Origin of the sequence: Thiorhodovibrio litoralis, from assembly GCF_033954455.1 — a bacterium.
GTDB classification, from domain to species: domain Bacteria; phylum Pseudomonadota; class Gammaproteobacteria; order Chromatiales; family Chromatiaceae; genus Thiorhodovibrio; species Thiorhodovibrio litoralis.
In genome coordinates this window covers 706,666-733,641 of the sequence record NZ_CP121473.1, presented here as the reverse complement: position 1 = coordinate 733,641, position 26,976 = coordinate 706,666, and the positions used below count along the sequence as shown (strand labels likewise).

At 61.6% G+C, this 26,976-nt stretch carries 28 protein-coding genes; 6 read left to right on the top strand and 22 right to left on the bottom strand.

Annotated elements, in window-relative coordinates:
- Nucleotides 1–96: 96 nt before the first annotated feature.
- The 7 genes from pal to bioA form a co-directional block, all read right to left on the bottom strand.
- Entirely contained in the window at nucleotides 97–612 is a 516-nt protein-coding gene (pal, locus tag Thiosp_RS03340) for a peptidoglycan-associated lipoprotein Pal (RefSeq protein WP_323696821.1), read from the bottom strand.
- Nucleotides 613–673: 61 nt separating this feature from the next.
- On the bottom strand, nucleotides 674–1,960 hold the full coding sequence (gene tolB / locus Thiosp_RS03335) for a Tol-Pal system beta propeller repeat protein TolB (RefSeq protein ID WP_201066012.1): 1,287 nt from the start codon (nucleotides 1,958–1,960) through the stop codon (nucleotides 674–676).
- Between the two features lie 12 nt (nucleotides 1,961–1,972).
- Nucleotides 1,973–2,965, bottom strand: coding sequence for a cell envelope integrity protein TolA (tolA, locus tag Thiosp_RS03330; protein ID WP_201066014.1), 993 nt, complete (start codon nucleotides 2,963–2,965; stop codon nucleotides 1,973–1,975).
- A gap of 60 nt (nucleotides 2,966–3,025) precedes the next feature.
- Nucleotides 3,026–3,466, bottom strand: a complete 441-nt coding sequence (gene tolR, locus Thiosp_RS03325) for a protein TolR (RefSeq protein WP_201066016.1) — start codon at nucleotides 3,464–3,466, stop codon at nucleotides 3,026–3,028.
- A gap of 47 nt (nucleotides 3,467–3,513) precedes the next feature.
- A complete protein-coding gene (tolQ, locus tag Thiosp_RS03320; protein WP_201066018.1) occupies nucleotides 3,514–4,188 on the bottom strand; it encodes a protein TolQ in 675 nt (224 codons plus the stop codon).
- Entirely contained in the window at nucleotides 4,178–4,678 is a 501-nt protein-coding gene (gene ybgC / locus Thiosp_RS03315) for a tol-pal system-associated acyl-CoA thioesterase (protein ID WP_201066020.1), read from the bottom strand. The genes tolQ and ybgC overlap by 11 nt, the downstream gene beginning before the upstream one ends.
- Before the next feature lie 108 nt (nucleotides 4,679–4,786).
- Complete coding sequence (gene bioA / locus Thiosp_RS03310) at nucleotides 4,787–6,076, bottom strand: adenosylmethionine--8-amino-7-oxononanoate transaminase (RefSeq protein ID WP_201066022.1); 1,290 nt, start codon at nucleotides 6,074–6,076, stop codon at nucleotides 4,787–4,789.
- A 187-nt stretch (nucleotides 6,077–6,263) separates the two neighbouring features.
- On the opposite strand from bioA, the gene Thiosp_RS03305 reads away from it, so the two are divergent.
- The 5 genes from Thiosp_RS03305 to Thiosp_RS03285 all read left to right on the top strand — a co-directional run bounded on the left by Thiosp_RS03305 (nucleotide 6,264) and on the right by Thiosp_RS03285 (nucleotide 10,724).
- Nucleotides 6,264–6,641 (top strand): DUF2782 domain-containing protein, encoded by a 378-nt coding sequence (locus Thiosp_RS03305; RefSeq protein WP_201066025.1) that lies wholly within the window; start codon nucleotides 6,264–6,266, stop codon nucleotides 6,639–6,641.
- 39 nt (nucleotides 6,642–6,680) lie between these two features.
- The gene (locus Thiosp_RS03300) at nucleotides 6,681–7,268 is read left to right on the top strand and encodes a TRAP transporter small permease subunit (RefSeq protein WP_201066027.1); all 588 of its coding nucleotides are present in this window, start codon (nucleotides 6,681–6,683) and stop codon (nucleotides 7,266–7,268) included.
- The gene (locus tag Thiosp_RS03295; RefSeq protein WP_201066029.1) at nucleotides 7,261–8,646 is read left to right on the top strand and encodes a TRAP transporter large permease; all 1,386 of its coding nucleotides are present in this window, start codon (nucleotides 7,261–7,263) and stop codon (nucleotides 8,644–8,646) included. Before Thiosp_RS03300 ends, Thiosp_RS03295 begins: the two co-directional genes overlap by 8 nt.
- Before the next feature lie 92 nt (nucleotides 8,647–8,738).
- Nucleotides 8,739–9,221, top strand: coding sequence for an SsrA-binding protein SmpB (gene smpB, locus Thiosp_RS03290; protein ID WP_009150356.1), 483 nt, complete (start codon nucleotides 8,739–8,741; stop codon nucleotides 9,219–9,221).
- 87 nt (nucleotides 9,222–9,308) lie between these two features.
- The gene (locus tag Thiosp_RS03285) at nucleotides 9,309–10,724 is read left to right on the top strand and encodes a YihY/virulence factor BrkB family protein (RefSeq protein ID WP_201066031.1); all 1,416 of its coding nucleotides are present in this window, start codon (nucleotides 9,309–9,311) and stop codon (nucleotides 10,722–10,724) included.
- A gap of 102 nt (nucleotides 10,725–10,826) precedes the next feature.
- Here Thiosp_RS03285 and rnhB read toward each other — a convergent pair whose 3' ends face one another.
- The 15 genes from rnhB to rpsB all read right to left on the bottom strand — a co-directional run bounded on the left by rnhB (nucleotide 10,827) and on the right by rpsB (nucleotide 25,569).
- Nucleotides 10,827–11,408, bottom strand: a complete 582-nt coding sequence (rnhB, locus tag Thiosp_RS03280; RefSeq protein ID WP_201066033.1) for a ribonuclease HII — start codon at nucleotides 11,406–11,408, stop codon at nucleotides 10,827–10,829.
- Between the two features lie 9 nt (nucleotides 11,409–11,417).
- Nucleotides 11,418–12,605, bottom strand: a complete 1,188-nt coding sequence (gene lpxB / locus Thiosp_RS03275) for a lipid-A-disaccharide synthase (RefSeq protein ID WP_201066035.1) — start codon at nucleotides 12,603–12,605, stop codon at nucleotides 11,418–11,420.
- Between the two features lie 45 nt (nucleotides 12,606–12,650).
- Entirely contained in the window at nucleotides 12,651–13,421 is a 771-nt protein-coding gene (gene lpxA / locus Thiosp_RS03270; protein WP_201066036.1) for an acyl-ACP--UDP-N-acetylglucosamine O-acyltransferase, read from the bottom strand.
- A 3-nt stretch (nucleotides 13,422–13,424) separates the two neighbouring features.
- Complete coding sequence (fabZ, locus tag Thiosp_RS03265; RefSeq protein ID WP_201066037.1) at nucleotides 13,425–13,868, bottom strand: 3-hydroxyacyl-ACP dehydratase FabZ; 444 nt, start codon at nucleotides 13,866–13,868, stop codon at nucleotides 13,425–13,427.
- A 177-nt stretch (nucleotides 13,869–14,045) separates the two neighbouring features.
- A complete protein-coding gene (gene lpxD / locus Thiosp_RS03260) occupies nucleotides 14,046–15,110 on the bottom strand; it encodes a UDP-3-O-(3-hydroxymyristoyl)glucosamine N-acyltransferase (RefSeq protein WP_201066038.1) in 1,065 nt (354 codons plus the stop codon).
- 8 nt (nucleotides 15,111–15,118) lie between these two features.
- The gene (locus Thiosp_RS03255; protein ID WP_407702784.1) at nucleotides 15,119–15,628 is read right to left on the bottom strand and encodes an OmpH family outer membrane protein; all 510 of its coding nucleotides are present in this window, start codon (nucleotides 15,626–15,628) and stop codon (nucleotides 15,119–15,121) included.
- A gap of 75 nt (nucleotides 15,629–15,703) precedes the next feature.
- Nucleotides 15,704–18,013 carry an outer membrane protein assembly factor BamA gene (gene bamA / locus Thiosp_RS03250; protein WP_201066040.1) on the bottom strand — a complete coding sequence of 770 codons (2,310 nt, stop codon included), beginning with the start codon at nucleotides 18,011–18,013 and terminating at the stop codon, nucleotides 15,704–15,706.
- 190 nt (nucleotides 18,014–18,203) lie between these two features.
- Complete coding sequence (gene rseP / locus Thiosp_RS03245) at nucleotides 18,204–19,574, bottom strand: RIP metalloprotease RseP (protein WP_207188029.1); 1,371 nt, start codon at nucleotides 19,572–19,574, stop codon at nucleotides 18,204–18,206.
- The gene (gene ispC / locus Thiosp_RS03240; RefSeq protein ID WP_201066042.1) at nucleotides 19,571–20,791 is read right to left on the bottom strand and encodes a 1-deoxy-D-xylulose-5-phosphate reductoisomerase; all 1,221 of its coding nucleotides are present in this window, start codon (nucleotides 20,789–20,791) and stop codon (nucleotides 19,571–19,573) included. The genes rseP and ispC overlap by 4 nt, the downstream gene beginning before the upstream one ends.
- On the bottom strand, nucleotides 20,788–21,639 hold the full coding sequence (locus Thiosp_RS03235) for a phosphatidate cytidylyltransferase (protein WP_242518483.1): 852 nt from the start codon (nucleotides 21,637–21,639) through the stop codon (nucleotides 20,788–20,790). The genes ispC and Thiosp_RS03235 overlap by 4 nt, the downstream gene beginning before the upstream one ends.
- Before the next feature lie 36 nt (nucleotides 21,640–21,675).
- Nucleotides 21,676–22,491 carry a polyprenyl diphosphate synthase gene (gene uppS / locus Thiosp_RS03230; RefSeq protein ID WP_242518497.1) on the bottom strand — a complete coding sequence of 272 codons (816 nt, stop codon included), beginning with the start codon at nucleotides 22,489–22,491 and terminating at the stop codon, nucleotides 21,676–21,678.
- 68 nt (nucleotides 22,492–22,559) lie between these two features.
- The gene (frr, locus tag Thiosp_RS03225) at nucleotides 22,560–23,117 is read right to left on the bottom strand and encodes a ribosome recycling factor (protein WP_201066046.1); all 558 of its coding nucleotides are present in this window, start codon (nucleotides 23,115–23,117) and stop codon (nucleotides 22,560–22,562) included.
- Nucleotides 23,114–23,833 carry a UMP kinase gene (gene pyrH / locus Thiosp_RS03220; RefSeq protein WP_201066048.1) on the bottom strand — a complete coding sequence of 240 codons (720 nt, stop codon included), beginning with the start codon at nucleotides 23,831–23,833 and terminating at the stop codon, nucleotides 23,114–23,116. The genes frr and pyrH overlap by 4 nt, the downstream gene beginning before the upstream one ends.
- 38 nt (nucleotides 23,834–23,871) lie before the next feature.
- Nucleotides 23,872–24,753 carry a translation elongation factor Ts gene (gene tsf, locus Thiosp_RS03215; protein ID WP_201066050.1) on the bottom strand — a complete coding sequence of 294 codons (882 nt, stop codon included), beginning with the start codon at nucleotides 24,751–24,753 and terminating at the stop codon, nucleotides 23,872–23,874.
- 57 nt (nucleotides 24,754–24,810) lie between these two features.
- Nucleotides 24,811–25,569, bottom strand: coding sequence for a 30S ribosomal protein S2 (gene rpsB, locus Thiosp_RS03210; RefSeq protein ID WP_201066162.1), 759 nt, complete (start codon nucleotides 25,567–25,569; stop codon nucleotides 24,811–24,813).
- Between the two features lie 586 nt (nucleotides 25,570–26,155).
- Between rpsB and map the strand changes: the two genes are divergently transcribed.
- Nucleotides 26,156–26,938 (top strand): type I methionyl aminopeptidase, encoded by a 783-nt coding sequence (map, locus tag Thiosp_RS03205; protein ID WP_201066052.1) that lies wholly within the window; start codon nucleotides 26,156–26,158, stop codon nucleotides 26,936–26,938.
- Nucleotides 26,939–26,976: the final 38 nt, after the last annotated feature.

Here is a 26,976-nt window from a genome sequence, read left to right as displayed (position 1 = left end):
TAGTCTGCTCGCCTGTGATCAGGATATCGCGATTCCAGATCATCGTTCGGTCTTTGGATCGCAATGCCGGGTTGTTTAGAAACGCTCGCCGCCGTCTTAGTAGACCAACTCAACGCGCCGCGACAGCGAATAGGCACGATCGCCACTGCCGATTTCCGCCGGGCGTTCCTCACCGTAGCTGAGGGTGCGAATTTTCTGCGCCGGCACGCCCTCGGCCATCAAGAAGCTGCGCACCGCCTCGGCACGACGCTCACCCAAGGCGAGGTTGTATTCGCGCGTGCCGCGCTCGTCGGTGTGCCCTTCCAGCACCACGGAGGCATCGCCATTGCGAGCGAGGTAGTCCGCGTGCGCGCGCAGCAGATTGGCGTATTTTGGATCGACGGCCGCGGCGTCGTAGGAAAAATAAATGACACGTTGATACAAGGGGCTCGATGGATCATCCAGCGGCGAGCCGCGGCGGTCATTGATGCCCGAGGTTGAGGCCCCGCGGCCCATGGCATCAAGCTCCGCGCCAGTTAGCCCGGTATCGGGCTGCGTCGGCGTCGAGGGACAGCCGCTGAGTAAAGGGGTCAGCAGCAAGCTGGCTAGCAAGCCAATCAGCGGTTTATTCACGCATTACTCCGGTTGGTGATAAGGCGCCGGGTGGATCAGCCGGGCAGACAAGGGGCGCGTGTCAGCGCAGGAAAGGTGACCAGGCCGGCTCGCGCACCTCACCCGCGTCTTGCGTGAGGCGCTGGCCAGAGCCGCCGGCGATGGGGGCCACGGCGAGCACCCCGCGGCCGTTGTTCTGAGAGGCATAAATTACCATGCTCCCATTGGGCGCGAAACTGGGGGATTCATCCAGGGGCCCGTTGCTCAGCAGACGACGGCCGCCGCCAAGCTGATCGACCGCGATACGGAAGCTGCCACCCGTGCGGGTGACCAGTGCCAGGGAGCGACCATTGGGCGCGACTTGGGCGGCGGCGTTGTAGTCACCTTCAAAGCTGACCCGCTCGGCCGCACCACCGCTGGCGGAGACACGATAGATCTGCGGCTGGCCTCCGCGGTCACTGGTGAAGTAGATGGTGCCGCCGTCCGGGGACCAGGCTGGCTCGGTGTCGATGGCGTAGTGGTCGGTCAGGCGCGTGAGTTGGCGGCTGGCAAGGTTCATGACATAAACATCCGGATTGCCGTCCTTCGACAGCGTCATGGCCATGCGGCTGCCATCCGGGGAGAAGGCCGGTGAGCCATTGATGCCTGGATAGCTGGCGATCTTGTCGCGGCGGCCGCTGGCCAGCTCCTGGACATAGATCGATGAGCGGCGGTTCTCAAAGGAGACATAGGCGAGCTTGCGTCCGTCCGGCGACCAGGCGGGTGACATGATGGGGTCGGGCGAGTCGACGATGGTCTGGGGGTTGAAGCCGTCGGCATCGGCGACGCGCAGGGTGACACGCTCGCTCGAGGTGCCGCGCCCGGTGGAGGTGACATAGGCGATGCGGGTGGAGAAGACGCCCCGGTCGCCGGTGAGTTTTTCGTAGATGGCATCGGCGATGCGGTGCGCGGTCAGGCGCAGCCCCTGCTCGCTGCTCTGCAGGCTGCTGCCGAGCAGTTTCTTGCCGCCGAAGACATCGTACAGGCTGTAGTCGACACGATAGCCGCCGCTCGCGGCCTGGCTGACCTCGCCAATCACCAAATTGTTGGTGGCCAACAGCTCCCATTCACGGAAGTCGACCTCCTCCGCGCGATGCGGCGTCATCAGCATCTCGCGCGTCGGCATGGGCTTGAAGCGCCCGGTGCGGGCAAGGTCGGCGGCGATGACGCTGGCGATGTCGACACCGGGCACGGTACCCTCGACCTGGCCGAAGGGCACCACGGCGATGGGTTGCGCGCCCTCGACGCCGCCAGTGATCTCGATGGTCAGACGCGCCTGGGCCGGGAGGCTTAGGAGGCAAAGCAGCAGAAGGGAGACGATGCGCGGCATAATCGCGGATTCCTAAGGTTTGAAGCGAAAATCGAAGTCTTTGAACACCTTGAAGTCATCACCATCGGGCACTGGCAGCGGTGAGGCGTCCATGATGGCGCGAACCACCGAGGTATCAAAGGCCGGATAGCCGCTGCTTTCGATGACTTTGACACTGCCGGGCACCACCTCACCGCCCGGATTCAGTTGCAGGCGGACCAGGGTCGAGACCTGGACCTGGAGCGATTGCGGCCGGATCCAGAATTGTGCCACCTTAGCGCTGATTCTGGGTACCCATTCGTTCGCGAGTTGCTGGGCGCGCGCGGCTGCGGCGGCGGCTTGGCTGCGGGCTTGCTCCTCAGCCTCGCGTTGAGCCTGCTCCTCGGCTTCGCGTTTGGCTTGTTCTTCGGCTTCGCGTTGAGCCTGTTCTTCTGCCTCGCGCTGGGCTTGTTCTTCGGCTTCACGCTGAGCTTGTTCCTTGGCCTCGCGCTGGGCTTGTTCTTCGGCTTGGCGTTGCGCAGTTTCTTCTGCCCTGCGCTGCACTTCAAGCTCGGCTTGGCGCTGGGCTTCCAGTTCAGCTTGCACACGCGCCTCACGTTCAGCTTCGCGCCGGGCCTGCAGCTCGACCTGGCGCTGGGCTTCGCGCGCCGCATCGCGTTCTGCCTGGCGTTCGGCCTCGATCGCAGCCCGACGTCGCGATTCCTGTTCGGCCTGCCGCTGGCGTTCAGCCTCAGCCGCCGCTGCAGCCTGACGGGCTTCCTCTTCGGCTTGGATGCGCTTGTCCTCTTGGCGCTGGCGTTCATCCTCCTGCGCGATCCGGAAAGCCTGTGGGTCACGCAACTGGGCGACCCGATCCTGCAACTCGGGCGACAAACTCAGGCTGGAATCGATCAGGTTTCCCTGCGCGCCAGAGTGCTGATCGCCACGCGTCCAGGCGATGCTGCTAAAGATGAGGATCGCCAGCGCCAGATGCAGCAGAAGCGCCCACAAAAAGGCGCGCGGATTGCGTTCAAAAATTTGCCACATGACGGCCCGTCTACCCTGTCACAGCCGTTGCATTGTCCGGGGTAGCCGGGACCATGAGCCTTAGGGTGTCTCCTCAAGCGGTGGCTGGGTTACCAGTCCCACGCTGGGAGCACCGGCGGCCTGAGCGGCAACCATGGCATCGATAATGCGCCCGTAGGACACGGACTCATCCGCACGCAGCATGACTTTCAGCTCTGCGTCGGCACGCAACGCGCCTTCCAGCCGCTCAAAAAGCTGTTGCTGGTCCACTTGCTCAGGGCTGGCATCGCCAAGATCGAGATAAATGTCGCCGCTTTGATCGATATGGATCACCAGGGGCGGGTTATCTTCAGATGGCTGCGGTTTGGCCTGGGCCTGAGGCAAGTCGAGTTTGACACCCTGGCTGATCAGAGGTGCCGTGACCATAAAGATGACCAGCAGCACCAGCATCACGTCGATGTATGGCACCACGTTGATCTCGGCCATGGGCCGGCGGCGGTTGCGGCGGTCTTTGCGCTTCATCTTGGCCTCGGTGTGGAGTCAGCCAGGCTGGCGGTATTGCCGGCGATCTATTGATGGCCTTGGCGCTGCAACAGGGTGGAGAATTCCTCCATGAACTCCTCGTAACGATTGTGCATGCGCTCGACCTGATCGACATAGCGGTTGAAGCCGACCACCGCCGGAATGGCAGCAAAAAGCCCGACGGCGGTGGAAATGAGTGCCTCAGAGATGCCAGGAGCGACCACGGCCAGGGTGGCCTGTTGCAGATTGCCAAGGGCATAGAAGGCATTCATGGTGCCCCAGACCGTACCGAACAGGCCGATGTAGGGGCCGATGGAACCGATGGTGGCAAGGACAGACAGGTTGGCGTCGAGCCGGTCCATCTCCCGGCTCAGGGCGACCCGCATGGAACGCTCGGCACCGGCGATGACCGCCATGGTGTCGTCTGGTTCAATTTTGCGCAGCCGCACGTATTCCTTGAAGCCGGCGCGAAAAATGGACGCGAGTCCCGAACTGCTGACCTCGCTCTGGCCAAGATCGCGGTAAAGCGCGCTCAGATCGCCACCGGACCAAAAGCGATGTTCGAAAATTTCAGCCGCTTGGCGGGCCCGTTTCAGCACCCGCGAGCGATCAAAAATGATCATCCAGGACAGCACCGAGGCCATCAACAAGATCAGCAGGATCAGTTTCACCGTCAAACCGGCATTGACGAACAGATTAAACAGCGAAAGCTCAGAGCCCATGGGCGGTCTCTCCGGAATGTTGGCCAGAAGGTTGGGCGAAAGGTTGGGCGGAAGGCTGGGCGGAAGGTTGGGAAAAAAGCTGGGCAAGCAGCGGCTGCGGTATCCGCTTGGGCCGCTGGCGCGCGGCACTGATCGCGGCAATATTGAAGGTCGCGCTGCAACACAGCTGGCCATCTGCCTGGCGACGAATGTCTTGGTCGAAATCGATGCTGGCGCCGCCGTGCGCGGAGATGCTCGCGCTCACCAGCAGGGCGTCGTTAAAACGCGCCGGGTGCTGAAAGCGGATCTCGGCGCGGCGCGCGACGAACAGCAGGTCTTCGTCCTCGCGCAGTTGGTCCTGCTCATAGCCAAGTGCGCGCAGCCATTCGGTGCGTGCGCGCTCGAAAAAGCGCAGGTAGTTGGCGTGATACACCAGACCACCGGCGTCGGTGTCCTCGTAATAGACCCGCACCGGCCAGACGAAGGCAGACGGGCTCAACGCTTCCCGCATGGTTGTGACTGCTCGATAAGATCAGAATTCATACGGCGTCATGATAGCCGAAAGCGATAACTGGGGCAGGTGTCTGTGGTCATGTCGTTTCTGGCTAGCAGTCAGTGGTTAGTGGTTAGAGCTGGGGGCGAGCACCTTGACCATGGCATTGCACAGGTGGTCGAGCTCCTCGTCGGAGATCACATAGGGCGGCATCAGATAAACCAGGCGGCCGAAGGGGCGGACCCAGACGCCTTGCTCGACGAAGCGGCGCTGGATTTCGCGCATCCGGACCGGCTCGGTCATCTCCACCACGCCGATGGCGCCGAGCACCCGCACCTCGGCCACGCCGGGAAGGTCGCGACAAGGGGCGAGGCCGGTGCGCAGACGGGATTCAATGCGCGCGATATTGGCCTGCCAGTCGTCCTCAAGCAGCAGGTCGATACTGGCATTGGCGATGGCGCAGGCGAGCGGATTACCCATAAAGGTCGGGCCATGCATGAACACACCGGGCGCGCCGTCGGAGATGGTATCTGCGACAGCCTCGGTGGTCAGGGTGGCGGCGGAGGTCAGATAGCCGCCGGTTAGCGCCTTGCCGAGGGTCATGATATCCGGGCTGATGCCTGCATGCTCGCAGGCGAACAACCGCCCGGTGCGCCCGAAGCCGGTCGCGATCTCATCGGCAATCAAAAGCACCCGGTACTGGTCGCAGAGGGCACGCAACCGGGTCAGGTAGTCAGCCGAGTAGAAGCGCATGCCACCGGCACCCTGCACTATGGGCTCAAGAATCACTGCGGCCAGTTCGTGATGATGGGCCTCAAGCAGTTGGGCGAAGTCCGCGATATCAGTGTCCAGACATGGCGCGCCAAAAGCCGGGGCAGGCGCCGGCGCGAACAGCTGCTGCGGCAGCGAAGCGCTGAACAGCCGATGCATGCCGGTGACCGGATCGCAGACGGACATGGCATGGTAGGTGTCGCCATGGTAGCCGTGGCGCAGCGCGAGAAAGCGCGTTTTCTTGGGCTCCCCGCGCGCGTGCCAGTATTGCATCGCCATTTTGAGCGCGATCTCGACCGCGACCGAGCCCGAATCGCACAGAAACACCCGTTCAAGCGGCGCCGGTGTCAGGCGCACCAAACGCTCCACCAGCCCCATAGCTGGGGCGTGGGTCAGGCCGCCGAACATCACATGGGCCATGTCATCGAGCTGCGCTTTGGCGGCAGCGTTCAGTCGCGGGTGGTTGTAGCCGTGAATCACGCACCACCAGGAGGCCATACCGTCGATCAGCTCGCGCCCATCGGTCAGCTCCAGGGTGCAGCCGCGCGCGCGGCGCACCGGATAGACCGGGTCCGGATCACGGGTGGCGCTGTAGGGGTGCCAGGCATGGCTGGCGTCAAGCTCGAGCAGTCTGTCCCTTTGCATGGCGCGCGTTTCCTGAGTCGCATCTGTCCGAGGTGTTCTGGAACCGGTGCCGGCTCACTGCGGCAATCCGCAGATTTTGGCAGCAAGATAAGAGCCATCCGTAATAAACTAAAGCCATGGTGTGCGAATGGCCGGGATTAACGGCTGCAATCGGCGCGCGCCGCAACCCATGGTGGAGAGGACCCCAATGAAAACCCTGTCGTTTGCCCCGGCCCTGATGCTCATGCTGGCATTGCTGGTGTCTGTTACAAGCACGCCTGCTCAGGAGATGGCTCAGGAACCGGTTCAGGAGCCGCCCGCAGGCCAATTTTACCTGCCGACACCAAACATTCCAGCCTCCCCCTATCCGGGCGAAGGCATTGAGCCCGAGGTGACCATCACCGAGACCGAAACCGAAGTTGTCACCGAGTATCGCATCAAGGGCAAGCTTTACATGGTAAAAATCGATCCACTCACCGGCCCGTCTTACTACCTGTTCGACACCAATGGGGACGGCACACTTGATCGCGAGGAGGACTCCGGGCCGAATATGTCCGTGCCGCAATGGCTGCTGTTCAGCTGGTAGCGATCGCTCGCCCGTCATCTGCAACCGAGCCCTCTCATCATGGCCGATTCAACTCCACCCCAGACAGGTCAAGCCTTTTTGCTGCGCCTTGCGCGCCGGCTTGAGGCGATTAACCTCTGGCTCGGCCAAAGCGTCGCCTGGCTGGCACTGGCCATGGTGCTGATGACCTTTCTGGTGGTGCTGCTGCGCTACGCCTTCGATCTGGGCTGGATCGCGATGCAGGAGTCGGTCACCTACATGCATGCCGCCCTGTTTATGCTGGCCACAGCCTACACCCTGGGGCGCGATGGGCATGTGCGGGTCGATATCTTCTACTCCCAGCGCTTCTCGCCGCGTCAGCGCGCCTGGGTGGATCTGCTCGGTACGCTGTTCTTGCTGGTGCCAGTGTGCCTGTTCATTCTGGTCTCGAGCGTCCATTACGTCGCCGCATCCTGGTCGCTGCACGAAGGCTCGCGCGAGGCCGGCGGCCTGCCCGGCGTCTGGCTGCTAAAAACGCTCATTTTGCTCATGCCCGCGCTGCTGCTGGTTCAGGCCGCGGTCTGGCTGCTGCGCAACGGGCTCTTCCTGGCTGGTTGCGAGCAGGCGTTGAGCAGCGATGGCAAGTCCGCCGGGGGTCCCCATGGCTGAGCTGATGCCGCTGGTGCTTTTTGTGGCGGTCGGCCTAGTGCTGCTGCTCGGCTATCCGGTGGCCCTGTCGCTCGGCGGCACCGCGCTGCTGATGGCGCTGGTCGGTGAATGGTTCGGCCTGTTCGACCACGCCTTTCTGGAGGCGCTGCCCAATCGCATCTACGGCATCATGATCAACGAGACGCTGATCGCAGTGCCGCTTTTCGTGTTTATGGGCGTGATGCTCGAGCGCTCGCGGGTGGCGGAGAAGCTGCTCGAGACCATGGCCATGCTGTTCGGCCCGCTGCGTGGTGGCCTGGGCATCTCGGTCACAGTGGTCGGCATGCTGCTTGCCGCCAGCACCGGCATTGTCGGCGCCACCGTGGTGACCATGGGGCTCTTGTCACTGCCGACCATGCTCAAGCGAAATTATTCCCCCAGCCTGGCCGCTGGCACCATCTGCGCCTCTGGCACCCTGGGGCAGATCATTCCACCCTCCATCGTGCTGGTGCTGCTCGGCGATGTGCTCTCAAGCGCCTATCAGCAGGCACAGCTCGACATGGGTATCTGGTCGCCGAAGACGGTCTCAGTCGGCGATCTGTTCGTCGGCGCCCTGATTCCCGGCCTGTTGCTGGTCGCCGCCTACATCGCTTATCTGGTGTTGATCGCCGTCATCCGCCCGCACTGGATGCCGGCCATGCCGGCCGCCGAGCGGCTGCACAGCGGCTCGGGGCTGTGGTTGCAAGTCGTGCGGGTGCTGCTCCCGCCCCTGCTGCTGATTGTTGCCGTGCTGGGGTCGATTCTCTACGGCATTGCCACCCCGACCGAGGCCGCCGGCGTCGGCGCCGTGGGCGCCATGCTGCTGGCCGCCCAGCAACGTCAGCTCAACCTCACCACTCTGCGCGAGGTGGTGCGGCAGACGGCCATGGTCACCAGCATGGTGTTTCTGATTTTTATCGGCGCGGCTATTTTCTCGCTGGTGTTTCGCGGCTTTCATGGCGATGAGCTGGTGACTGACTTCCTGACCAACCTGCCCGGTGGCACCGTCAGCGCGGTCGCGCTGGTGATGGTGGTGATGTTCCTGCTCGGCTTTATTCTGGACTTCATCGAGATCACCTTCGTGGTGGTGCCCATCGTCGGCCCTGTGCTGCTGATGATGGGACTCGACCCGGTGTGGCTCGGCGTGATGATCGCCATCAATCTGCAGACCTCCTTCCTGACCCCGCCCTTTGGTTTCTCGCTCTTCTACCTGCGCGGTGTCGCGCCCCCGGAGCTTCGCACCTCGCAGATTTACCAAGGTGTCGCGCCTTTCATCGCCATCCAGCTGCTGATGCTGGCGGCGCTGTCGTTTTTCCCGGAACTGGCCACCTGGCTGCCGCACGCGGTTTATACGGATTGAGCGAAATGCTCTATCGCTGCCCCGCCCCCCATGACCGCTTTCCGGCCCGAAACAAGCCGAAAATCCCTGTCCCCTTGGTATAGACTTGGCCAATGGCAAAATCCAGCAAAAAGAAATCATCCGGCAGCAACACCATTGCGCTGAACAAAAAGGCCGGGCATGACTACCACATCGAGCAACGCATCGAGGCAGGGCTGTGCCTGCTTGGCTGGGAAGTCAAAAGCCTGCGTGCAGGGCGCGCACAGCTCAAGGAGAGCTACGTCAAGATCCTGCATGCAGAAGCCTTTTTGATCGGCGCCCATGTCTCGCCCCTGAATTCCGCCTCGACCCATGTCACCACCGACCCGACGCGCACCCGCAAGCTGCTGCTCAAGCGCGGGGAACTCGACCGCCTGATCGGCCAGACCGAGCGCGCCGGTTATACCCTGGTGCCCACCGCCATGTACTGGAAGCGCGGTATGGCCAAGCTCGAGATCGGCCTGGCCAAGGGCAAGAAGCTGCACGACAAGCGCGCGACCGAGAAAGACCGCGACTGGCAGCGCGAAAAGGCGCGGCTGGTGCGCGCGCATGACTAACGTTCATGACTCACCCGCATGAACCCCCCGCATGAACCAGCGGTGCGCTAGCGCAACTGGGCGCGCCTCGCCACCGGCCGCCGCGACATGATCGATTTTAAGCTCGTCCCCACCAGACTTGAGCATTTGCTGTGGCAGACGCCATTGGAGCAGCTGCCACTCGCACAGCGCTATGCCGTGCTGATCGGGCGCGTCATGTTCGCCCTCGGCCGGGATTTCCACCAGGGCCTGTTGTCCCTGCAGGCCATGAGTCTGGTCTACACCACCCTGCTGTCGCTGGTGCCGCTGCTGGCAGTCAGCTTCTCGGTGCTCAAGGGCTTTGGCGTACATAATCAGATCGAGCCCTGGCTGCTGCATGCGCTGGCGCCCCTGGGTGATCAGAGCGGAGAAATCGCACAAAATCTTATCGGCTTCGTCGACAAGACCAATGTCAAGGTGCTGGGTTCCGTCGGGATTGGGGTGCTGCTCTACTCGGTACTGTCGCTGATTCAAAAGATTGAGCAAATCTTCAATGCCACCTGGCGCATCAAACAACTGCGCCCCTTTGGCGAGCGCCTCAGCCATTACCTGAGCGTGCTGCTGATCGGCCCGGTCCTGTTTTTCTCTGCGGTGGGAGCGACGGCTTCCCTGCGCAGCAATACGCTGGTGCAATGGTTGATGGAGCGCGAGGCCATGGGCTTTCTGCTCGGCTCCGTGTGGCCCTGGCTACTGCCCTTCCTGCTGATCAGCCTGGCTTTCACCTTCATCTACGCCTATGTGCCCAACACCCGGGTGCAACTACGCGCGGCCATCATCGGCGCACTGGTGGCCGGGCTGCTGTGGCAGACGGTGGGCTCAATTTTTGCCACCTTTATTACCGGCTCCACCCGTTACGCGGCGATTTATTCCTCACTGGCGATTTTGATCCTGTTCATGATGTGGATCTATATCGCCTGGCTGATTGTGCTGATCGGCGCCAATATCGCCTTTTATGTGCAAAACCCCGCCTATCTGAACACCAAAAAACGCGAACCGCGCCTGAGCAACCGCCTGCGCGAGCGTTTGGCGCTGTTATTGATCGGCCGCATCGCGAGCGACTACGAGCACGGGCGTCTGCCGCCCGATGCCGACACCCTGGCGAAGGCCTGTGGTGTCCCCGGCACCAATATCGCGACCCTGCTCGACATGCTGAAGACCGCCCAGATCATTCGGCGCACGACGGATAGCACCGCAAGCCATCACCTGGCTCTCCCAGAGGGTTTCATCCCCAGCCGCCCGCCAGAGCGCATCAGCATCCAGGCGGTGCTCGATGCCGTGCGCGAATATGAGGAAGAAGGCGCAATCGCACCTCTGACAGGTCCGGTGGCTGACATCGAGACCCGCATCGCGGCCGCCACAAACGGGGCGACTGAAGGGCTGACGCTAAAGAATCTCATCGACGGTTCCCAAAGCACTAGCCCGGAACACTCAAACCGGGCCGGACAGGACAACTTGGGCGAAGGGACTTCCGTCACCTCGACTTAGGGGGGCGCGAAGACACCTTGTTCCCCCTGGCATGCTCGACGAGGCCAGAGAATTCGCCTCTGCGCAGGTTGCCCGGCGGGACAATCTTTGTGGCAAGTCACCTTAAACAGGTTTAATTTGCTTGCGCACTGGCGCAAAGCTCAAGCGATGTTCCAGGCATGGCCCCAGGCGTTGCAGGGCTTCCAGATGACGCTTTGTCGGATAGCCTTTGTGGCGTGCAAAGCCGTACCCCGGATACTCGGCGTCGAGTTTCAGCATCAAGCGGTCACGCGCCACCTTGGCGAGAATGGACGCGGCGCTGATGGCCGGTTCGCTGGCATCGCCGCGCACAATGGCCTCGGCCGGGCAGCGCAGGTCGCGTGGGCAGCGATTGCCGTCGATCAGGGCGCGATCCGCTGGTGGTTGCAGGGCATGCAGGGCCTCCCGCATAGCTCTTAGGCTGGCGTTGAGAATATTCTCCTGATCAATGTCCGCAGCGCTGACCATAGCGATGGCATAGCCGAACGCGCTGGCGCGAATATCCCGGTCCAGATGCTCGCGCTGAGTCGCGCTGAGTTTTTTCGAGTCGGCCAGGCCGGTCAGCGGCTGATTTGGGTTCAGAATTACCGCTGCGGCCACCACGGGGCCGGCGAGCGGACCGCGCCCGGCTTCATCCACGCCAGCGATGCGCAAGACAGTCGACACGGCCTACGCTCAGGCCGGCCTGGGCGCATCGATCAGCGCGAGCAGCGCATCTGCCGCGCGCGCCGCCGCGTCCTGTCTTAGCTGCTGATGGACCCGCTGGTAGGCGGCCTGAATCTCTTCGCGCAGTGGGGCATCATCAAGCAGCCTGAGCAGCATGGGCGCCATTTCACCGGCGTTGCAGCGCTCTTGCAGAAACTCCGGCGCCAGCTCTTGGCCCACCAACAGATTGGCCATGGCGGCATAGGGCACTTTGACCAGACGCAGCCCTTTGACCAGCGCCCAGGTCAGGGGATTGACGCGATAGCCGACCAGCATCGGGCGCTTGAGTAGCAGAGTCTCAAGCGTGGCGGTGCCCGATGCCGTCAGTACGATGTCTGCCGCAGCAATGGCCTCGCGCGAGCGCCCGTCAAGTAGCAACGGCTTAAACCGGCCTTGCCCGAGCCGCTCCAGCCGGGCTTCAAAGACCGCACGAATGCGCTTTGACACCAGAGGCACCACAAAGCGCAGCCCGGGGCGTTCCCGCTGACACTGTAGCGCGGTTTCAATGAAGGGATCGGCGAGGCGCTCGACCTCGCTCAGGCGGCTGCCTGGCAAGAGCGCGACGACAAATTCCGTCACGGACGACACAGCTGCGGGAAGGCCAATGGCGGCGCGTGCCTGTGCCTGATCGACCTCGAGCGGAATGTCATCGGCCAGCGGATGACCAATATAGCGCGCTGGCACCTGATGCTGGCGCAAAAAATCCTCCTCGAAGGGGAAGATACTGAGCATCAAATCCACCGCGCGGCGGATGGCCTTGACCCGGCCAGGGCGCCAGGCCCAGACCGTTGGACACACCAGATGTGCGGTTGGAATTCCCGCCGCGCGCAGGTCGCGTTCCAGGCCCAGATTGAAGTCCGGCGCATCGATACCGAGAAACAAATCAGGCTTGAGCGCCAGCAATTTCGCACGCAGTTCACGGCGCAGGCGCAGCAGTTGCGGCAGCTCTTTTAGCACCTCAACGAAGCCCATCACAGAGAGCTGCTCCAGCGGCAGCCAGGTTTCGCAACCTTCGGCCAGCATCTTGGGGCCCGCCACGCCGACAAAGCGGGTGTCCGGACGGCGCTCGCGCAGCGCGCGCAGCACCAGGGCGCCGAGCTGGTCACCCGAGGGCTCGTTCGCAACAATGGCGATGGTTAATGGAGAATGGCGGCTCATGTTGCGCGTCAGGTTTTCAGCCGCCCGCGACCAATTGAGATCCTTTCAGCGCAGCAGACTGCGCGCCCGGGCAGCGACGAAATCCGCCATCAGAGCCAGGTCCGGCGCCTCCGCGCCCATATCGCGCAGGCGCGCGACAGCGTCATCGATCAATAACCCGGACCGATAGAGCAATCGATACCCTTGGCGAATCAGCGCGATACGCTCGGCGCTGAAATTGCGACGGCGCAGCCCTTCTACATTCACACCACGCGCTCGCGCCGGATGCCCGCTAACGGTAACGAAAGGCGGAATATCTTTACTCACCACAGAGCCCATGGAGGTAAAGCAATGGGTGCCCAGGCGGCAAAACTGATGCACGATGGTAAAACCACCCAGAATCGCCCAGTCGTCGATCTGGATATGACCACCGAGCGAGGCGGCATTGGCCATGATCGCATTGTTGCCGATTCGGCAGTCGTGAGCGACATGGGTATAGGCCATGAGCAGATTGTCGTTGCCGATGCGGGTCACGCCCTGATCCTGAGCAGTACCGCGATGCAGGGTGGCGAACTCCCGGATCACATTGCGATCACCAATAACCAGTTCGGAGCGCTCGCCAGCAAATTTCTTGTCCTGCGGGACCTCTCCAACGACCGCGAACTGGTAAATCTGATTGTCTTCTCCGATGCGCGTCGGCCCTTTGATGACCGCGTGCGAGCCGATACGGCAGCCGGGGCCAATGCTGACCTCGGCGCCGATCACCGCAAAGGGACCGACCTCCACCTCCGGATGCAGATCGGCATCGGGGTCGATAACCGCGCTCGGATGAATCAAGGATTAGAAATCCCGCGCCGTGCACATAATTTCGGCAGTCGCGACCAGATTGTCATCGACCCGCGCCACGCCATCGAATTTCCAGATACCGCGGCGCACCTGCTTCAGGGTGACTTCCAGAAACAACTGATCGCCGGGTTCAACCGGCCGCTTGAAGCGCGCCTTGTCGATTCCGACAAAATAATACAAGGACTTTTCGCTCACTTCGTCCGGTCGCGACGCCATGGCCAAAAGCCCGGTGGCTTGTGCCATGGCCTCCACGATCAGCACCCCGGGCATCACCGGGCGCACCGGGAAATGCCCGGTAAAAAAAGGCTCGTTGAAGGTGACATTCTTGAGCGCGAGCAGCCGTTGGTCCGGCTCAAACTCCACCACCCGGTCCACCAACAGAAAGGGATAGCGGTGCGGCAAGAAGCTCATCACCTTGTGAATATCCATAATTACCAAAGCAGCCTCCAAGAACCAACTACCGAGTCTTCAGGCGAGTGTCAGGGCGACGCCACTGAAACGGCTCGCCCGGCATCCAATTCATATTCACCGGCCGCCCAAGAATCCGTCGGCGCCGGCCGTGTCTTTAGATCTTCAGGCGCCGCTTCCTTGGGCGTTCTCCTCCGGCAGTGTCCTTCAGGCATCGTCCTCGGGCGCGAGTGTCGCAATGCGCGCCTCAAGCTGTCTCACCCGCCTGGCCATGTCGTCGAGTTGCCGAAAACGCACCACCTGACGCCGCCAATCGGTCGCCGGCATCGCGGGGATTCCGCTACTGTACGCCCCGGCTTCGCTAAAGGAACGCGTCACCATCGCCATGCCGGAAAAATGCACGTTATCAGCGATGGTTAAATGCCCCGCCATGCCAACGGCACCGGCCAAGGTACAGTTGCGTCCAATGCGGGTCGACCCTGAAATCCCGCTGCAAGCCGCCATCGCAGTATTCTCACCAATTTGCACATTGTGGCCAATCTGCACCAGGCTGTCGATTTTGACCCCGTTGTCTATGCGGGTATCATCGATAGCGCCGCGATCAACCGCCGAATTGACACCAATCTCGACATCGTCGCCAAGGACCGCGCGGCCAATCTGGCGCATTCGCACCCAACGCTCGCCATCCTTCGCGAACCCAAACCCCTCGCGACCGATCACAGCTCCTGGATGCAGCAGTACACGCTCACCGATGACCGAGTTCTCGCACACCACAACCCGCGCCACCAGACGGCTGTCTGCCCCAATTCGCGCACCGGCCAGGAGCACGCAGCCAGGACCGACTTGCACGCGGGGACCGATTGTGACGTCGCCTTCAATCACGCACAAGGGTCCAACAGACGCACTCGGGTCGATGCACGCGTCTTCATGGATCACCGCGCTCGGGTGGCAGCCCGGAGTCGGTGGCAGGGGCGGATGCAGGATTTCAATCGCGCGCGCAAAGGTCAGATAAGGATTGTCCGACACCAAACAAGATACGGGACAGTCATCGATGTCCTCGGGACGAATCACCACCCCACCGGCTTGGGTGCGCGCCAGATGCGAGCGTCGCTTGCCATCACCTAGAAAAGTCAGGCAGTCGCGGGCTGCTCGCTCCAGGGTCGCCACGCGCGACACGACAACCTGTCCATCACCGGCTAACTCGGCGCCAACGCGCTCGGCCAAATCAGCCAGTTGTATCCCTTCCCTACCCGACACGCGCTTTGGATGCATGACCGCTGTCAGCGGTCAGCAAACTCCTTCTTGAGCCGCTCGATGATCTCATCGGACACATCCATGCGCTCGCTGAAGTAGACCACGCCGTCGGTCAGAATTAGATCGATCCCCTTTTGGCGGGCGATCTGCGCAACCACTTCCTCGACCTGCTTGACCAGGCGGGTGCGCAATTCGTTCTTGCGCAGAGCGAAATCCTCCTGCATTTCTTCCTTCTCATAACGCAGGCGTCGCGTACGCGAACGGATGTCGTTTTGCAACCGTTGCAGCTCATCCTCGCTCATCAACGCCGCATCACGCTCTAGGCGCTTCTGCAGTCTGTCGATCCCTTCCTGCTGATCGATCAGCGTGCTCTCACGCTCGTTCAACTCCTCGAGCAGAACCTGACGGGCTGACTCGTATTGAGGGGACTCCTCGACGATGCGATTGGGGTCAACGACGGCGATGCGCAGACTCGTGTCCAGTTCTTCTTGACCCGCTGCCTCCGCCGAGCAAACCGCAAAAGCCGCGGCAACCATAAGCCCGAAACTGAGTAGGATTCGCATCGTCAGCTGTTCGATCAAATTGATACTCCTCGGCTGCGCGGACCCAGGTCAAAAATTCTGGCCAAAGGAGAATTGGAACTCCTGCGTGTTATCGTTCTCCTTGGCATTAATCGGATAGGCAACACTCAACGACAAAGCGCCAACCGGCGACAGCCAGGCCAACGACAAACCCGCTGAATATCGCAACTCACCAAGATCAAAACCCGTTGGAGAGACCAAATCCGTCTGCTGCGTCCACCACACATTGCCAAAGTCAAAGAAGGCGCCCACGCGCAGGGTATCCTCGAATTTTCCACCGACCGGCGGCGGTGCAAAGAGCTCAACACTGCCAGTGATCTTTAGATTGCCGCCCACCGGATCTTGCTCTACGGTGGTTTCACGCGGTCCGAGTGAGTAAGCTTCCCAACCGCGCACTGAACCCGGCCCACCCGCATAAAAATTGTTGAAGAAAGGCATGGTCGAGGTGTCGCCATATCCCCCACCATAGCCAACATCCCCGCGCAGCGCGAAGGTAAAGCGCTGTGTTAGCGGCACGTATTGGCGCCCGCGATAGGTGAGGCGATAGTACTGAAGATCGCTTCCCGGTACTGAAATTTCCCCGTAAATGCCCTGCAATGTCCCCTTGGTCGGGAAAACAGCCGAGTCTCGCGAGTCTTTTGTGTAGCTTGCGGTGAGGAAAAAGTCGTTGAAAATCTCCCCATTGGTGGCAACAAAATCTTGTGCTAACTCAGAGTATTCGCCGGCGAAGAAATGCGTATATTGGTAGCGCAAGCCAAGCCCGGCGCGGCTGGTGGCGGAAATCGGCAGGCCAAAGTTCATTTCCGCCAAGCCAACATCCGTTGAATAATCCGCCCCAATATAATTGTCGAAGTCAGTCGTCTGATAAGCAAGATTGTACCCTCGGCTTATTCCATCAACCGTATAGTAGGGATTGGTATAAGCCAGGCGATAAAGCTGATTCGTGCTACTGGTATTGAAGGCCAAGGACACCTGCTTACCGGTGCCAAGAAAATTGTTTTCCGAGACACTGGTGTTAAACAGTATCCCATCGGACTGAGAGTAACCAACACCTGCAAGCAGATTACCCGAAGGCTTCTCGGTCACAGTGACATCCACATCGACAAGATCTGGCGAGCCAGCGACCGCCGGCGTTTCTATTGTCACGTCATCGAAAAAGCCGAGCCGCTGCAGACGCTCACGCGACTCCTTCACCCGATCGGCGGAAAACCAGGCCGTTTCGAGTTGGCGCATCTCGCGCCGCAAGACTTCATCACGCGTGCGAGTGTTGCCTTTCATGTTCACGCGGCGAACATAAACGCGTTTACCCGGATCGACAAAAAAGGTCACAGCGACTGTCTTGTTCTCGGCATCCACCTCGGGCACCGTGTTCACATTGGCGAAAGCATAGCCCTCATTCCCAAGGAGCCCCGAAATCCGTTCGGCGCTTTCGCTCGCGGCCTTGCGCGAGAACACCTCACCCCGTTGCATGTGAATCAGCGGAAAAAGCTGATCGACTGGAACCGACGGATCGCCGGCTAAGCGAATATCGCTGACGTGGAAGATTTCGCCCTCCTCAATGCCGATGGTCACATAGATGTCGTTCTGGTCAGGACTAATGGTGACCTGAGTCGAGGTAATCTTAAAATTGATGTAACCCCGATCGAGATAAAACGAGCGCAGGGCTTCCAGATCCCCGGCAAGCTTCTCCTTGGCATAGCGGTCATTCTTGGTATAGAAAGAACTCCACTTGGTCGGCCCCAGCTTGAACTGCTTTAGCAGGGTCTTTTCCTTGAAGTCTTCATTGCCGATGATATTGACCTGTTTGAGCCGCGCCGTCAGTCCCTCGGTGACCTCAATGCGCACCGCAACGCGGTTGCGCTCGAGTGGCGAAACGGTTGACTCGACATCCATGCCGTACTTACCCGCAGCGAAATACTGCCGCCGCAGTTCTTGCTCGATGCGGTCAAGCACCGAACGGTTAAACACCCGCCCCTCGGCAAGACCGATCTCCTTCAAACCTTCTTTGAGATCATCGGTCTTGATGGACTTATTGCCGACGATGTCGATCTGTGCCACCGCCGGGCGCTCGCGCACCCAGATCACCAGGATATTGCCGTCACGCTCGACCTTTACGTCGTCGAAAAACCCGGTGGCGTAAAGGGAGCGGATGATATCAGCGGTGACGTCATCAGCAACCACATCATCGATCTGCACCGGCAGATAGGTAAAGACGGTCCCGGCGGCGATGCGCTGCAGGCCCTCGACGCGAATATCGGCAACACGAAACTGGGCAGCGGCGGCGCCCACCCAGAGCGATGCTCCCAGCAGCAGGCCGAGAGCGCTCGCGCGTCGCAACATCGTGCGTTTGTTTAGCTTTGGCACACCTTACGCCCTCAATGGATGCTTGGTCGGATTGGTTGACGCGGCCCGTTGTCGCGGCGCGCCCATGAATTAAAGGCCAGTAATCCGGCCGCCGGTCTGCCTTGTGGCCCCTGAGCGGCGGCTAAAAGGTGCCATTATAAGGGAAACCCCTTAATCAGCCCAAGCGTCACGGAGCGAGAAAGCGCGCGATGTCGACGTAAAATGCCAGCGTCATCAAGCCAACCAGGAGAGCGATGCCCAGACGCTGGCTCTGTTCCAGCACATCATCGGGGAGTGGGCGGCGAATCACCGCCTCCACCGCGAAAAACAACAGATGTCCGCCGTCGAGCACCGGCACTGGTAATAAGTTCAACAATCCCAGGCTGACACTGAGCAACGCCAGGAATTTTACGAAGGGCTCGAAGCCGACACTTGCCGTCCGCCCGGCCGCGTCAGCGATGCCGATTGGACTGCTCAGGTTCTCGATCGAGGCACGCCCGGTCAGCATGCGCCCGATCAACCGCAGCGTGAGCACGGAAACATCCATCACCCGGGTTGCTGCCGCCTCGGCCGCCGCCAGCGGTCCCAGTCGCACCGAAACCTCTTGGCTCGCATAAAAATCCTCCGGCACCAGGGGTCCGGCGCCGATGCGCCCGAAGCGTTCATCCCCTTCCGTCAGGGTCGCTGGCACCACTGAGAGCTTCAAGGTATCGGCGCCGCGCTCGACCTGGATCTCCAGCGCTTGCCCCGGATGGGAGCGCACGGCATCGACCAGATCCGCCCACACCTGCACAGGTTGGCCGTCTATCGCCGTGACGCGGTCTCCAGTTTGCAATCCCCCCGCCAGCGCCGCTTGTCCCGGCACCAGCTCACCAATCACTGGCGGCAGAGCAGGTCGCGGCCCACTCAGGCCGAGTGACAATAAAAAGCCCCGGGCCGGGTCCAGCCCGCCAAGCTCAGCACTCGGCAACCACCGGTCCTGGGGCGAGCCCGAGGCGTCACGCACGCGCACCAGGACGTCCTCGTCGTTCAATGAGCCACGCAGCAATGCGAGCCACACCGCGCTCCAGGTCGGGGTCTCGCGCCCGTCGACACGTTCGATCAGATCGCCTGGGACGAAACCGGCGCTGGCTGCGATGGAATCGGGAACCACTTCACCAACCTCAGAGCGCAAGCCGGACTCGCCCGCCATCATCACCAGCCAGTAAACCAACAACGCGAACAGAAAATTCGCCGCTGGCCCTGCCACCACGATCGCTGAGCGTTTCCACAAGGACTGGCGATTGAAGGCGCGTGGTAGATCGGCGGGATCGACGACTTCCTCCTCGCGCTCATCGACCATCTTCACATAGCCGCCGATTGGCCAGGCGGCGAGGACATACTCGGTTTCATCGCCGCGCCGATGCCAGGTCAGCAGGGGCTTGCCGAATCCCAGTGAAAAGCGCAGCACCTTGACACCCAGGCGCCGCGCCACCCAGAAATGCCCAAACTCGTGCACCGCGATCAAAATCGCGATCGCCACTAAAAAGGCGCCGAGCTTGAGCAGCAGGTCAATCATTCAGCCCGGGCTCCCGAGGATACGCCAAGGCTCGCGACCGACTGGCGCGCCAGTGCGCGCGCCTGTGCATCGACTTCTAGCACCTGATTGAGCCCCGCCTGCATGTCGGTTTGCTCGACCGGTACGACGGGCATCTGATCCATGGTCATCTCGACAATCCGACCGATGTCGGTAAAGCCGACATCCCCGTCCAGAAAAGCCGCCACGGCCACCTCGTTGGCGGCATTCAGCACCACGGGGGCAGTGCCGCCCTCGCTCGCCGCACGATAGGCGAGGCGCAGGCAGGGGAAGCGCTCCGGCGCGGGCGGCTCGAAGTCCAGTCGCGCGACAGCAAAAAGATCGAGCATTTCGACGCCCGAGGCGATGCGTTCCGGCCACGCCAGTGCATGCGCAATGGGCGTGCGCATGTCGGGGTTGCCGAGTTGTGCCAACACCGAGCCGTCGTTGTATTGGACCATGGAGTGAATCACGCTTTGCGGATGCACAACCACCTGAATACGCTCAGGCGGCGTATCGAACAACCAGCAGGCCTCGATGATCTCGAGCCCCTTGTTCATCATGGTCGCTGAGTCAACGGAAATCTTGCGCCCCATGCTCCAGTTGGGATGCGCGCAGGCCTGATCGGGAGTCACCCGCAGCAGATCCTCGGCCGGGGTGTTGCGAAAGGGCCCGCCGGAAGCCGTCAGTAGAATGCGCTCAACGCCCGCGGGTGCCAGACCTTCCGGTCGCTGTGGCGGCAGGCATTGGAAAATGGCATTGTGTTCGCTGTCGATTGGCAACAGCTCGGCGCCGGACTCGACCACCGCGCGCATCAGGATGGCGCCCGCCACGACCAATGCTTCTTTGTTCGCCAGCAATAGACGCTTGCCTGCTTTCGCTGCGGCCAGGGTGGACAGCAGTCCGGCGGCACCGACGATGGCCGCCATCACATAGTCGACCTCCGGCAGGGTCGCAATCTCCTCAAGCGCTTCCGCGCCGGCCAGCACCTCGGGTGGGTCGCGCATGTCCGCGAGGGCAGCGCGAAGTCGCGCCGCGGCCTCGGCATCGACCATGACCGCATAGCGCGGTTTGACCGCCCGGCATTGGTCGGCCATGCGCTCGACATTGCGGTGCGCACTCAAGGCCACCACTCGCATGCGCTGCGGGTGGCGCCGCACCACGTCCAGCGTACTCACACCGATGGAACCGGTCGAGCCAAGCACGGCGATGCCAATCATGCGGTTGCCTCCCACAGCAGAAAACCAAGTGCAAACAGGGGCACCGCGGCCAGCATGCTGTCCACTCGATCGAGCATGCCACCATGACCCGGCAGCAGTGAGCCGGCATCCTTAAGATTGCGGCGGCGCTTCAGCCAGCTCTCAAGCAAGTCGCCCACCACCGACACCCCAGCCGTCAGCATGCACAGCAGCACCAGCCACAGCCAGGACACCAGGGTTGGCGCGACAGGAATCAACATCAAGCTCCACAATCCCGAAGCAAACAGCCCTCCGATCACACCCTCGACGGTCTTTCCCGGGCTGACACGGGGCGCGAGCTTGCGCCGCCCGAAGCGACGCCCGGCAAAATAGGCGCCGGAATCGGTCAGCCACACCAGCATCAGCACAAAGAGCACCATCCAGGGCCCGCCAGCGGGAATCGCATGCAGCGCCAGCAGTCCAATCCAGCATCCCAGGACCAGCGGCAAGGAAAAAACCAGCATCCAGCGATCGACCGCGGTGGCTGGTTGCACCGGCCCCGCGCGGAGAATCCATGGCGTCAAGAACAACCAGAACAGCGCCGTCGGCAGCAGCAGCGGCCAAGGTATGGCAACCAAACCGGCTAACCAGCCGAGCCCCATCACAGCAAGCGCTGTGATCAGATAAGCCCAACGCCAAGACGTCCGGGACAAGCCCAGCAAAAAAGCAAGCTCCCAGGCCGCCAGCCCGACAACTGGCGCCAGCGCAATTGCAAGCCCCGCAGTGGGCAGCCAGAGCACGGTTCCAGCTGTTAGCAATGCCAGCACCAGTGCGGTCCAGAACCGCTCGCGCAGCGCCCCGGACATTGCCGTTGTATTTGGCTCAGACATGGAGGAGGGAATATTCAAGGGTCCGCAATCGCGCTATCAGACCATGTCGTAAGACGATCGCACCGAGGTAGTGGCGATAGCGGCGGACTGCCCGGCAGACGGCCCAGTAGAGTCCGGGATGGACTCCTGCTCGCCCGCTTCCAACCCCGCACCCAGTTCCCCGTCGACTGCGTCAAGCTGCTCGCCAGTTAGGCCGAAGCGCCGCTGGCGCCGCGCGAAATCCGCGAGCGCCAGAGAGAAAGCGTCCGTATCGAATTCTGGCCACATCAGGTCAGAAAAATACAGCTCGGCATAAGCCGATTGCCACAGTAGGAAATTGCTCAGCCGCTTCTCGCCGCCGGTGCGGATAAAGAGATCGGGATCTGGCAGACCGGCTGACGCCAAGCGGTTGCCAATCATCGCTTCGTCGATTTCACTGGCCTTCAGTTGACCGGCAAGCAGTTCGTCCGCCAGCTGCCTCACCGCCTGAGCGATATCCCAACGCCCGCCATAGTTGGCAGCCACCTGCAAGGTCAGCGCCTGGTTATCTTGTGTCGCCTGCTCGGCCTCGCGTACCTGGCGCTGGAATCGTTCCGAAAAAGCACTCAGATCGCCAATGACGCGAAAACGCACATCATTCTCTACCAGGCGACGCATTTCGATGCGCAGCGTACTCATGAAAAGTTCCATGAGCACATTCACTTCCGACTTGGGCCGGCGCCAGTTCTCGCTACTGAAAGCAAACACCGTCAAGGCTGAAATGCCGCGGCGCAAGCATTCCTCCACCACAGCGCGCACGCTCTTGGCACCCGCCCTGTGCCCGGCCGTGCGCGGCAGGCCGCGTTGCCGCGCCCAGCGACCGTTGCCGTCCATCACAATGGCAACATGCACCGGCAAAACGTTCGCCGAGTCGGTTGTGGATTCCCATTCAGCTGGGACCATCAGATTGCCATCAAATCGGCTTCTTTGCGCTCCAGAACCTGGTCGACTTCCTTGACGTACTGATCCGTCAGTTTCTGCACGATTTCCTGACCGCGATGATCGTCGTCCTCAGAAATCAGCTTCTCCTTGACCAATTCCTTGAGATCGCTGTTGGCATCGCGGCGGATGTTGCGCACCGCCACACGGGCCTGCTCGGCCTCCTGACGCGCGATGCGCTGCAGATCGCGCCGGCGCTCCTCAGTCAACTGTGGCATGGGCACGCGGATCACGGTCCCGGCGGTATTGGGATTTACGCCAAGATCAGACTGGATGATGGCCTTCTCGACCACTGACACCATGGTCTTCTCCCACGGGGTCACCGTCAGGGTGCGCGCATCCTCGGCAGCGACATTAGCCACCTGGGAGATCGGCACCTCGGAGCCGTAGTAGGACACCTTGACATGATCGAGCAGCGACGGATGGGCGCGGCCCGTGCGAATCTTCGCAAGTTCATGGCCGAGCGCCTCGACGCTCTTGGCCATGCGCTCGGCGGCGTTTTTCTTGATGTCGTCGATCATTCTCTGGGTTCACTCTCTACCAGGGAGCCAATATCCTCGCCGGCCGCGGCCCGCACCAGCGCGCCTGGCTCGTAGATGTTCATCACCCGCAGCGGAACCTGATTGTCGCGGCACAGCACAATGGCCGTGGCATCCATCACCTTGAGGTTCTCGCGCAGCGCCTGTTCGTAAGTCAGCCGACGATACAGCACGGCGTCGGGGTGCGTCACCGGGTCGGCCGAATAAATTCCGTCGACCTTGGTCGCCTTGATGAGCAAATCCGCCCCGATTTCGATCGCCCGCAGGCTCGCGGCTGAGTCCGTCGTGAAAAAGGGACTGCCAATGCCGGCAGCGAAAATAGCCACCCGTCCGGCATCGAGATGCGCCACCGCACGGCGGCGAATGTAGTCCTCGCACACCTGATTGATCTTGAGCGCCGACATCACCCGGGTTGGCACGCTGATGCGCTCCAGTGCATCCTGCATAGCGAGCGCGTTCATCACGGTGGCGAGCATGCCCATTTGATCGGCGGTCACGCGATCCATGCCGGCGCCGGCAAGCCCGGCACCGCGAAAGATGTTGCCGCCGCCGATCACCAGCGCGATCTGCGTCTTGGCAGCGACCACCTCGGCAACCTCGGCGGCAATGCGGTTAAGCACTGCGGGGTCGATGCCGCAGGACGCATCCCCGAGCAAGGCTTCGCCGCTCAGCTTTAGCAGAATTCGCCGATGCCCCATGGCTGCTCCGTAATCAACTCAGCGCTTAGACGCACACATCAGACGCCACGCGCCTGAGCCTGCACTTCCTCGGCGAAGTTCTCGGTCTTTTTCTCGATCCCCTCGCCGACTTCGAAGCGCGCGAAGCGCTTGACCCTGGCCCCGGCTTTCTTCAGCAAACTGCCGACGGTCTGCTCGGTATCCTTGACGAAAGCCTGACCGTGCAGGGTGATTTCCTCGAAGAACTTGCGCACCCGTCCCTCGGTGATCTTGTCGATGATGTTCTCAGGCTTGCCGCTGTCGAGTGCCTGGGCGCGGAAAATCTCGCGCTCCTTGGCGACCGCCTCCGCAGGAACTTCGTCCTCGCTGACCCAGCCCGGGTTAGTCGCGGCAATGTGCATGGCGATATCGCGGCCGAGGGCGTCATCGCCGTCAATCAACTCGACCAAGACGCCGATGCGGGTGCCATGACGATACTGATGCAGACGGCCCTCGCAGTTGCTGAAGCGCAGCAGCCGGCGCAGCTGAATGTTCTCGCCGACCTTGGCGATCAGAGCCTCGCGCGCAGTATCGATGCTCTCGCCAGAGGCCAGATTCAGTGCCGCGAGCGCGGCGACATCCTCGACCTCGGAGGCCAGCGCCGCATCGGCGACCGCGGCGGCGAAGGCGGAGAAGTTCCCGTCTTTGGCGACAAAGTCGGTTTCGCTGTTGATCTCGATCACCACCGCCTGCTTGCCGTCGTCGGAGACACGGATCTCGACCACGCCGTCAGCAGCGGTGCGGCCGGCTTTCTTGGCCGCCTTGGCCTGACCGGACTTGCGCATGGCCTCGATCGCCGCCTCGATATCGCCGGCGGTCTCGACCAGCGCCTTCTTGCATTCCATCATGCCGGCCCCGGTACGCTCCCGAAGCTCTTTGACTAAACTGGCAGAAATTGCCATGAAATCCCCCAAAAAAATGTATCAAACTGTCTGTCGGGCGATGCCGCGATGGGATTCTCAGGAAGCAGCCGCTTCCTCAGCCGCCGCGGCGGCCTCTTCAGGCAGGAACTCGCTTTGCCCGGCATCGCGACCACCAGCCATGGCCGCCGCCGTCTGCCGGCCATCGAGAATGGCTGATGCGGCAGCCTCAATGTAGAGGCTCACGGCGCGAATGGCGTCGTCATTGCCGGGAATGACATAGTCCACCGAACCCGGGTCGTTGTTGGTGTCGACCACTCCGACAATCGGGATGCCAAGTTTGTTCGCCTCGGTCACCGCGATGCGCTCGTGACCGACGTCGATCACGAAGAGCGCATCGGGCAAGCCCGACATATTCTTAATGCCGCCAAGGCTCAGATCGAGCTTGTCGCGCTCGCGGCTCAGCGTCAGCTGCTCCTTCTTGCCGAAGCGCTCGATGGTGCCGTCCTCGAACATCGCCTCAAGATCCTTGAGGCGCTGGATGGATTTACGCACCGTTTGGAAATTGGTCAGCATGCCGCCGAGCCAGCGGTGGTTCACATAGGGCATGCCGCAGCGCTGGGCCTGCTCGCGGATGGGGTCGTGCGCGGCGCGCTTGGTGCCGACGAACATGATACGCCCACCGTTGGAGGACAGCTTACCGAGATAATTCATTGCATCCTGGAACAGCGGCAGCGTGCGCTCCAGGTTGATGATGTGGATCTTGTTGCGCTGCCCGAAGATGTAGGCACCCATCTTTGGGTTCCAGTACCGGGTTTGATGCCCGAAATGCACGCCGGCCTGCAGCATCTGGCGCATGGAAACGTCTGTCATTGCTTTAAACTCCGCTTGGGTTGGACCTCCGCGACCCCCATCACACAACCTCGCAAGCGGAGGCACCCAGCATGATGTGTCGGAACGCGTGTGGCGTTTGTAGTAACAAAGTGAGTTCGAGATTTGCTTGCGCGCGACATCTAATCGACCGCGCAAGATCAAAACCGCGACACCGCCAAACCGGTTTCTGTCACTCCGGGACCCTGTAACGCATGGCCCCTGCCAATTTCCCGTGCAGGCCCGACAGACGGGCCAGGACCTCCTTCAAGGTCGACACATCAGGCTTGCCGGGACGGCGGACAGCCAACTGAGACCATCCGTGGGGTAATCCGGGATAACCGTTGCCGTTGGAGCGGCCGAGTTGAGGTGTGGTTTGCGGCTTCGCGGCGCATCTTATACCATGGCGGGCTGCTCTTGGGCAATGATGCACCCGAGCACCGGCGACCATCACCGCGTTTTTTACGCGCCCTGTTTTTCTTGCGCGACTTGCGCCACACCTTGAGCAATACCCTGCGCCGCACCTTTCGCCTCACAGGTGAGCGCCCGCACCAGCATCATTGATTCCCGATCCATGAGCGTTACCATTAAGACCCCCGCTGAAATCGAAAAAATGCGCGTCGCCGGACGGCTCGCGGCTGCAGTTCTTGAGATGATCGGCGAGCATATTCAACCCGGCGTCACCACCGGGGAACTCGACCGCCTGTGCCATGATTTCATCACCCGGGAACAGAAAGCGGTCCCCGCGCCGCTGAATTACCGGGGCTTTCCAAAATCGATCTGCACCTCGGTCAACAATCAGGTCTGTCACGGCATCCCGTCACAGAAACGCCTGAAAAAAGGCGATGTGCTGAATATCGACATCACCGTCATCAAGGATGGTTATCACGGTGACACCAGCAAGATGTTCACCGTCGGCCAGCCATCGGTGCTGGCCGGTCGATTGATCGATGTCACCCAGCAGGCCATGCGTGCCGGCATCGCCACAGTGCGCCCCGGTACCACCCTGGGTGACATCGGACATGCCATTCAAACTCTGGTAGAGCGCAACAAGTTCTCGGTAGTACACGAATACTGTGGTCACGGTATTGGCCGACAGTTCCACGAGGAGCCCCAAGTGCTGCACTACGGCAAACCGGGCGACGGGCTGGTGCTGCAACCCGGCATGTGCTTTACCATCGAGCCCATGGTCAACGCCGGCAAACGCTATATCAAACTGCTACCCGATGGCTGGACCGTGGTCACCAAGGATCGCAGCCTATCGGCGCAGTGGGAACATACCATCCTGGTCACCGAGAGCGGCCATGAGATCCTGACGCTGCGCGAGGAAGAGCGCGCGCAGATGCAAGCCGCCTGACGTTCATGCTCTCGCCCAACCCAAACGATGAAAGCAGC

Coding starts and splice junctions, on each gene's coding strand:
- tolA (WP_201066014.1), bottom strand. CDS start 2,965: ATGTGGCAAATTTTTGAACGCAATCCGCGCGCCTTTTTGTGGGCGCTT.
- pyrH (WP_201066048.1), bottom strand. CDS start 23,833: ATGGGGCATCGGCGAATTCTGCTAAAGCTGAGCGGCGAAGCCTTGCTC.
- rseP (WP_207188029.1), bottom strand. CDS start 19,574: ATGATTGACCTGCTGCTCAAGCTCGGCGCCTTTTTAGTGGCGATCGCG.
- bamA (WP_201066040.1), bottom strand. CDS start 18,013: ATGTTGCGACGCGCGAGCGCTCTCGGCCTGCTGCTGGGAGCATCGCTC.
- Thiosp_RS03305 (WP_201066025.1), top strand. CDS start 6,264: ATGAAAACCCTGTCGTTTGCCCCGGCCCTGATGCTCATGCTGGCATTG.
- bioA (WP_201066022.1), bottom strand. CDS start 6,076: ATGCAAAGGGACAGACTGCTCGAGCTTGACGCCAGCCATGCCTGGCAC.
- tolQ (WP_201066018.1), bottom strand. CDS start 4,188: ATGGGCTCTGAGCTTTCGCTGTTTAATCTGTTCGTCAATGCCGGTTTG.
- rpsB (WP_201066162.1), bottom strand. CDS start 25,569: ATGCGCCAGATGCTGCAGGCCGGCGTGCATTTCGGGCATCAAACCCGG.
- ybgC (WP_201066020.1), bottom strand. CDS start 4,678: ATGCGGGAAGCGTTGAGCCCGTCTGCCTTCGTCTGGCCGGTGCGGGTC.
- Thiosp_RS03295 (WP_201066029.1), top strand. CDS start 7,261: ATGGCTGAGCTGATGCCGCTGGTGCTTTTTGTGGCGGTCGGCCTAGTG.
- Thiosp_RS03285 (WP_201066031.1), top strand. CDS start 9,309: ATGATCGATTTTAAGCTCGTCCCCACCAGACTTGAGCATTTGCTGTGG.
- Thiosp_RS03255 (WP_407702784.1), bottom strand. CDS start 15,628: ATGGTTGCCGCGGCTTTTGCGGTTTGCTCGGCGGAGGCAGCGGGTCAA.
- tolB (WP_201066012.1), bottom strand. CDS start 1,960: ATGCCGCGCATCGTCTCCCTTCTGCTGCTTTGCCTCCTAAGCCTCCCG.
- Thiosp_RS03235 (WP_242518483.1), bottom strand. CDS start 21,639: ATGTCTGAGCCAAATACAACGGCAATGTCCGGGGCGCTGCGCGAGCGG.
- lpxD (WP_201066038.1), bottom strand. CDS start 15,110: ATGCATCCAAAGCGCGTGTCGGGTAGGGAAGGGATACAACTGGCTGAT.
- lpxB (WP_201066035.1), bottom strand. CDS start 12,605: ATGAGCCGCCATTCTCCATTAACCATCGCCATTGTTGCGAACGAGCCC.
- Thiosp_RS03300 (WP_201066027.1), top strand. CDS start 6,681: ATGGCCGATTCAACTCCACCCCAGACAGGTCAAGCCTTTTTGCTGCGC.
- uppS (WP_242518497.1), bottom strand. CDS start 22,491: ATGGACGGCAACGGTCGCTGGGCGCGGCAACGCGGCCTGCCGCGCACG.
- tolR (WP_201066016.1), bottom strand. CDS start 3,466: ATGAAGCGCAAAGACCGCCGCAACCGCCGCCGGCCCATGGCCGAGATC.
- map (WP_201066052.1), top strand. CDS start 26,156: ATGAGCGTTACCATTAAGACCCCCGCTGAAATCGAAAAAATGCGCGTC.
- frr (WP_201066046.1), bottom strand. CDS start 23,117: ATGATCGACGACATCAAGAAAAACGCCGCCGAGCGCATGGCCAAGAGC.
- ispC (WP_201066042.1), bottom strand. CDS start 20,791: ATGATTGGCATCGCCGTGCTTGGCTCGACCGGTTCCATCGGTGTGAGT.
- tsf (WP_201066050.1), bottom strand. CDS start 24,753: ATGGCAATTTCTGCCAGTTTAGTCAAAGAGCTTCGGGAGCGTACCGGG.
- smpB (WP_009150356.1), top strand. CDS start 8,739: ATGGCAAAATCCAGCAAAAAGAAATCATCCGGCAGCAACACCATTGCG.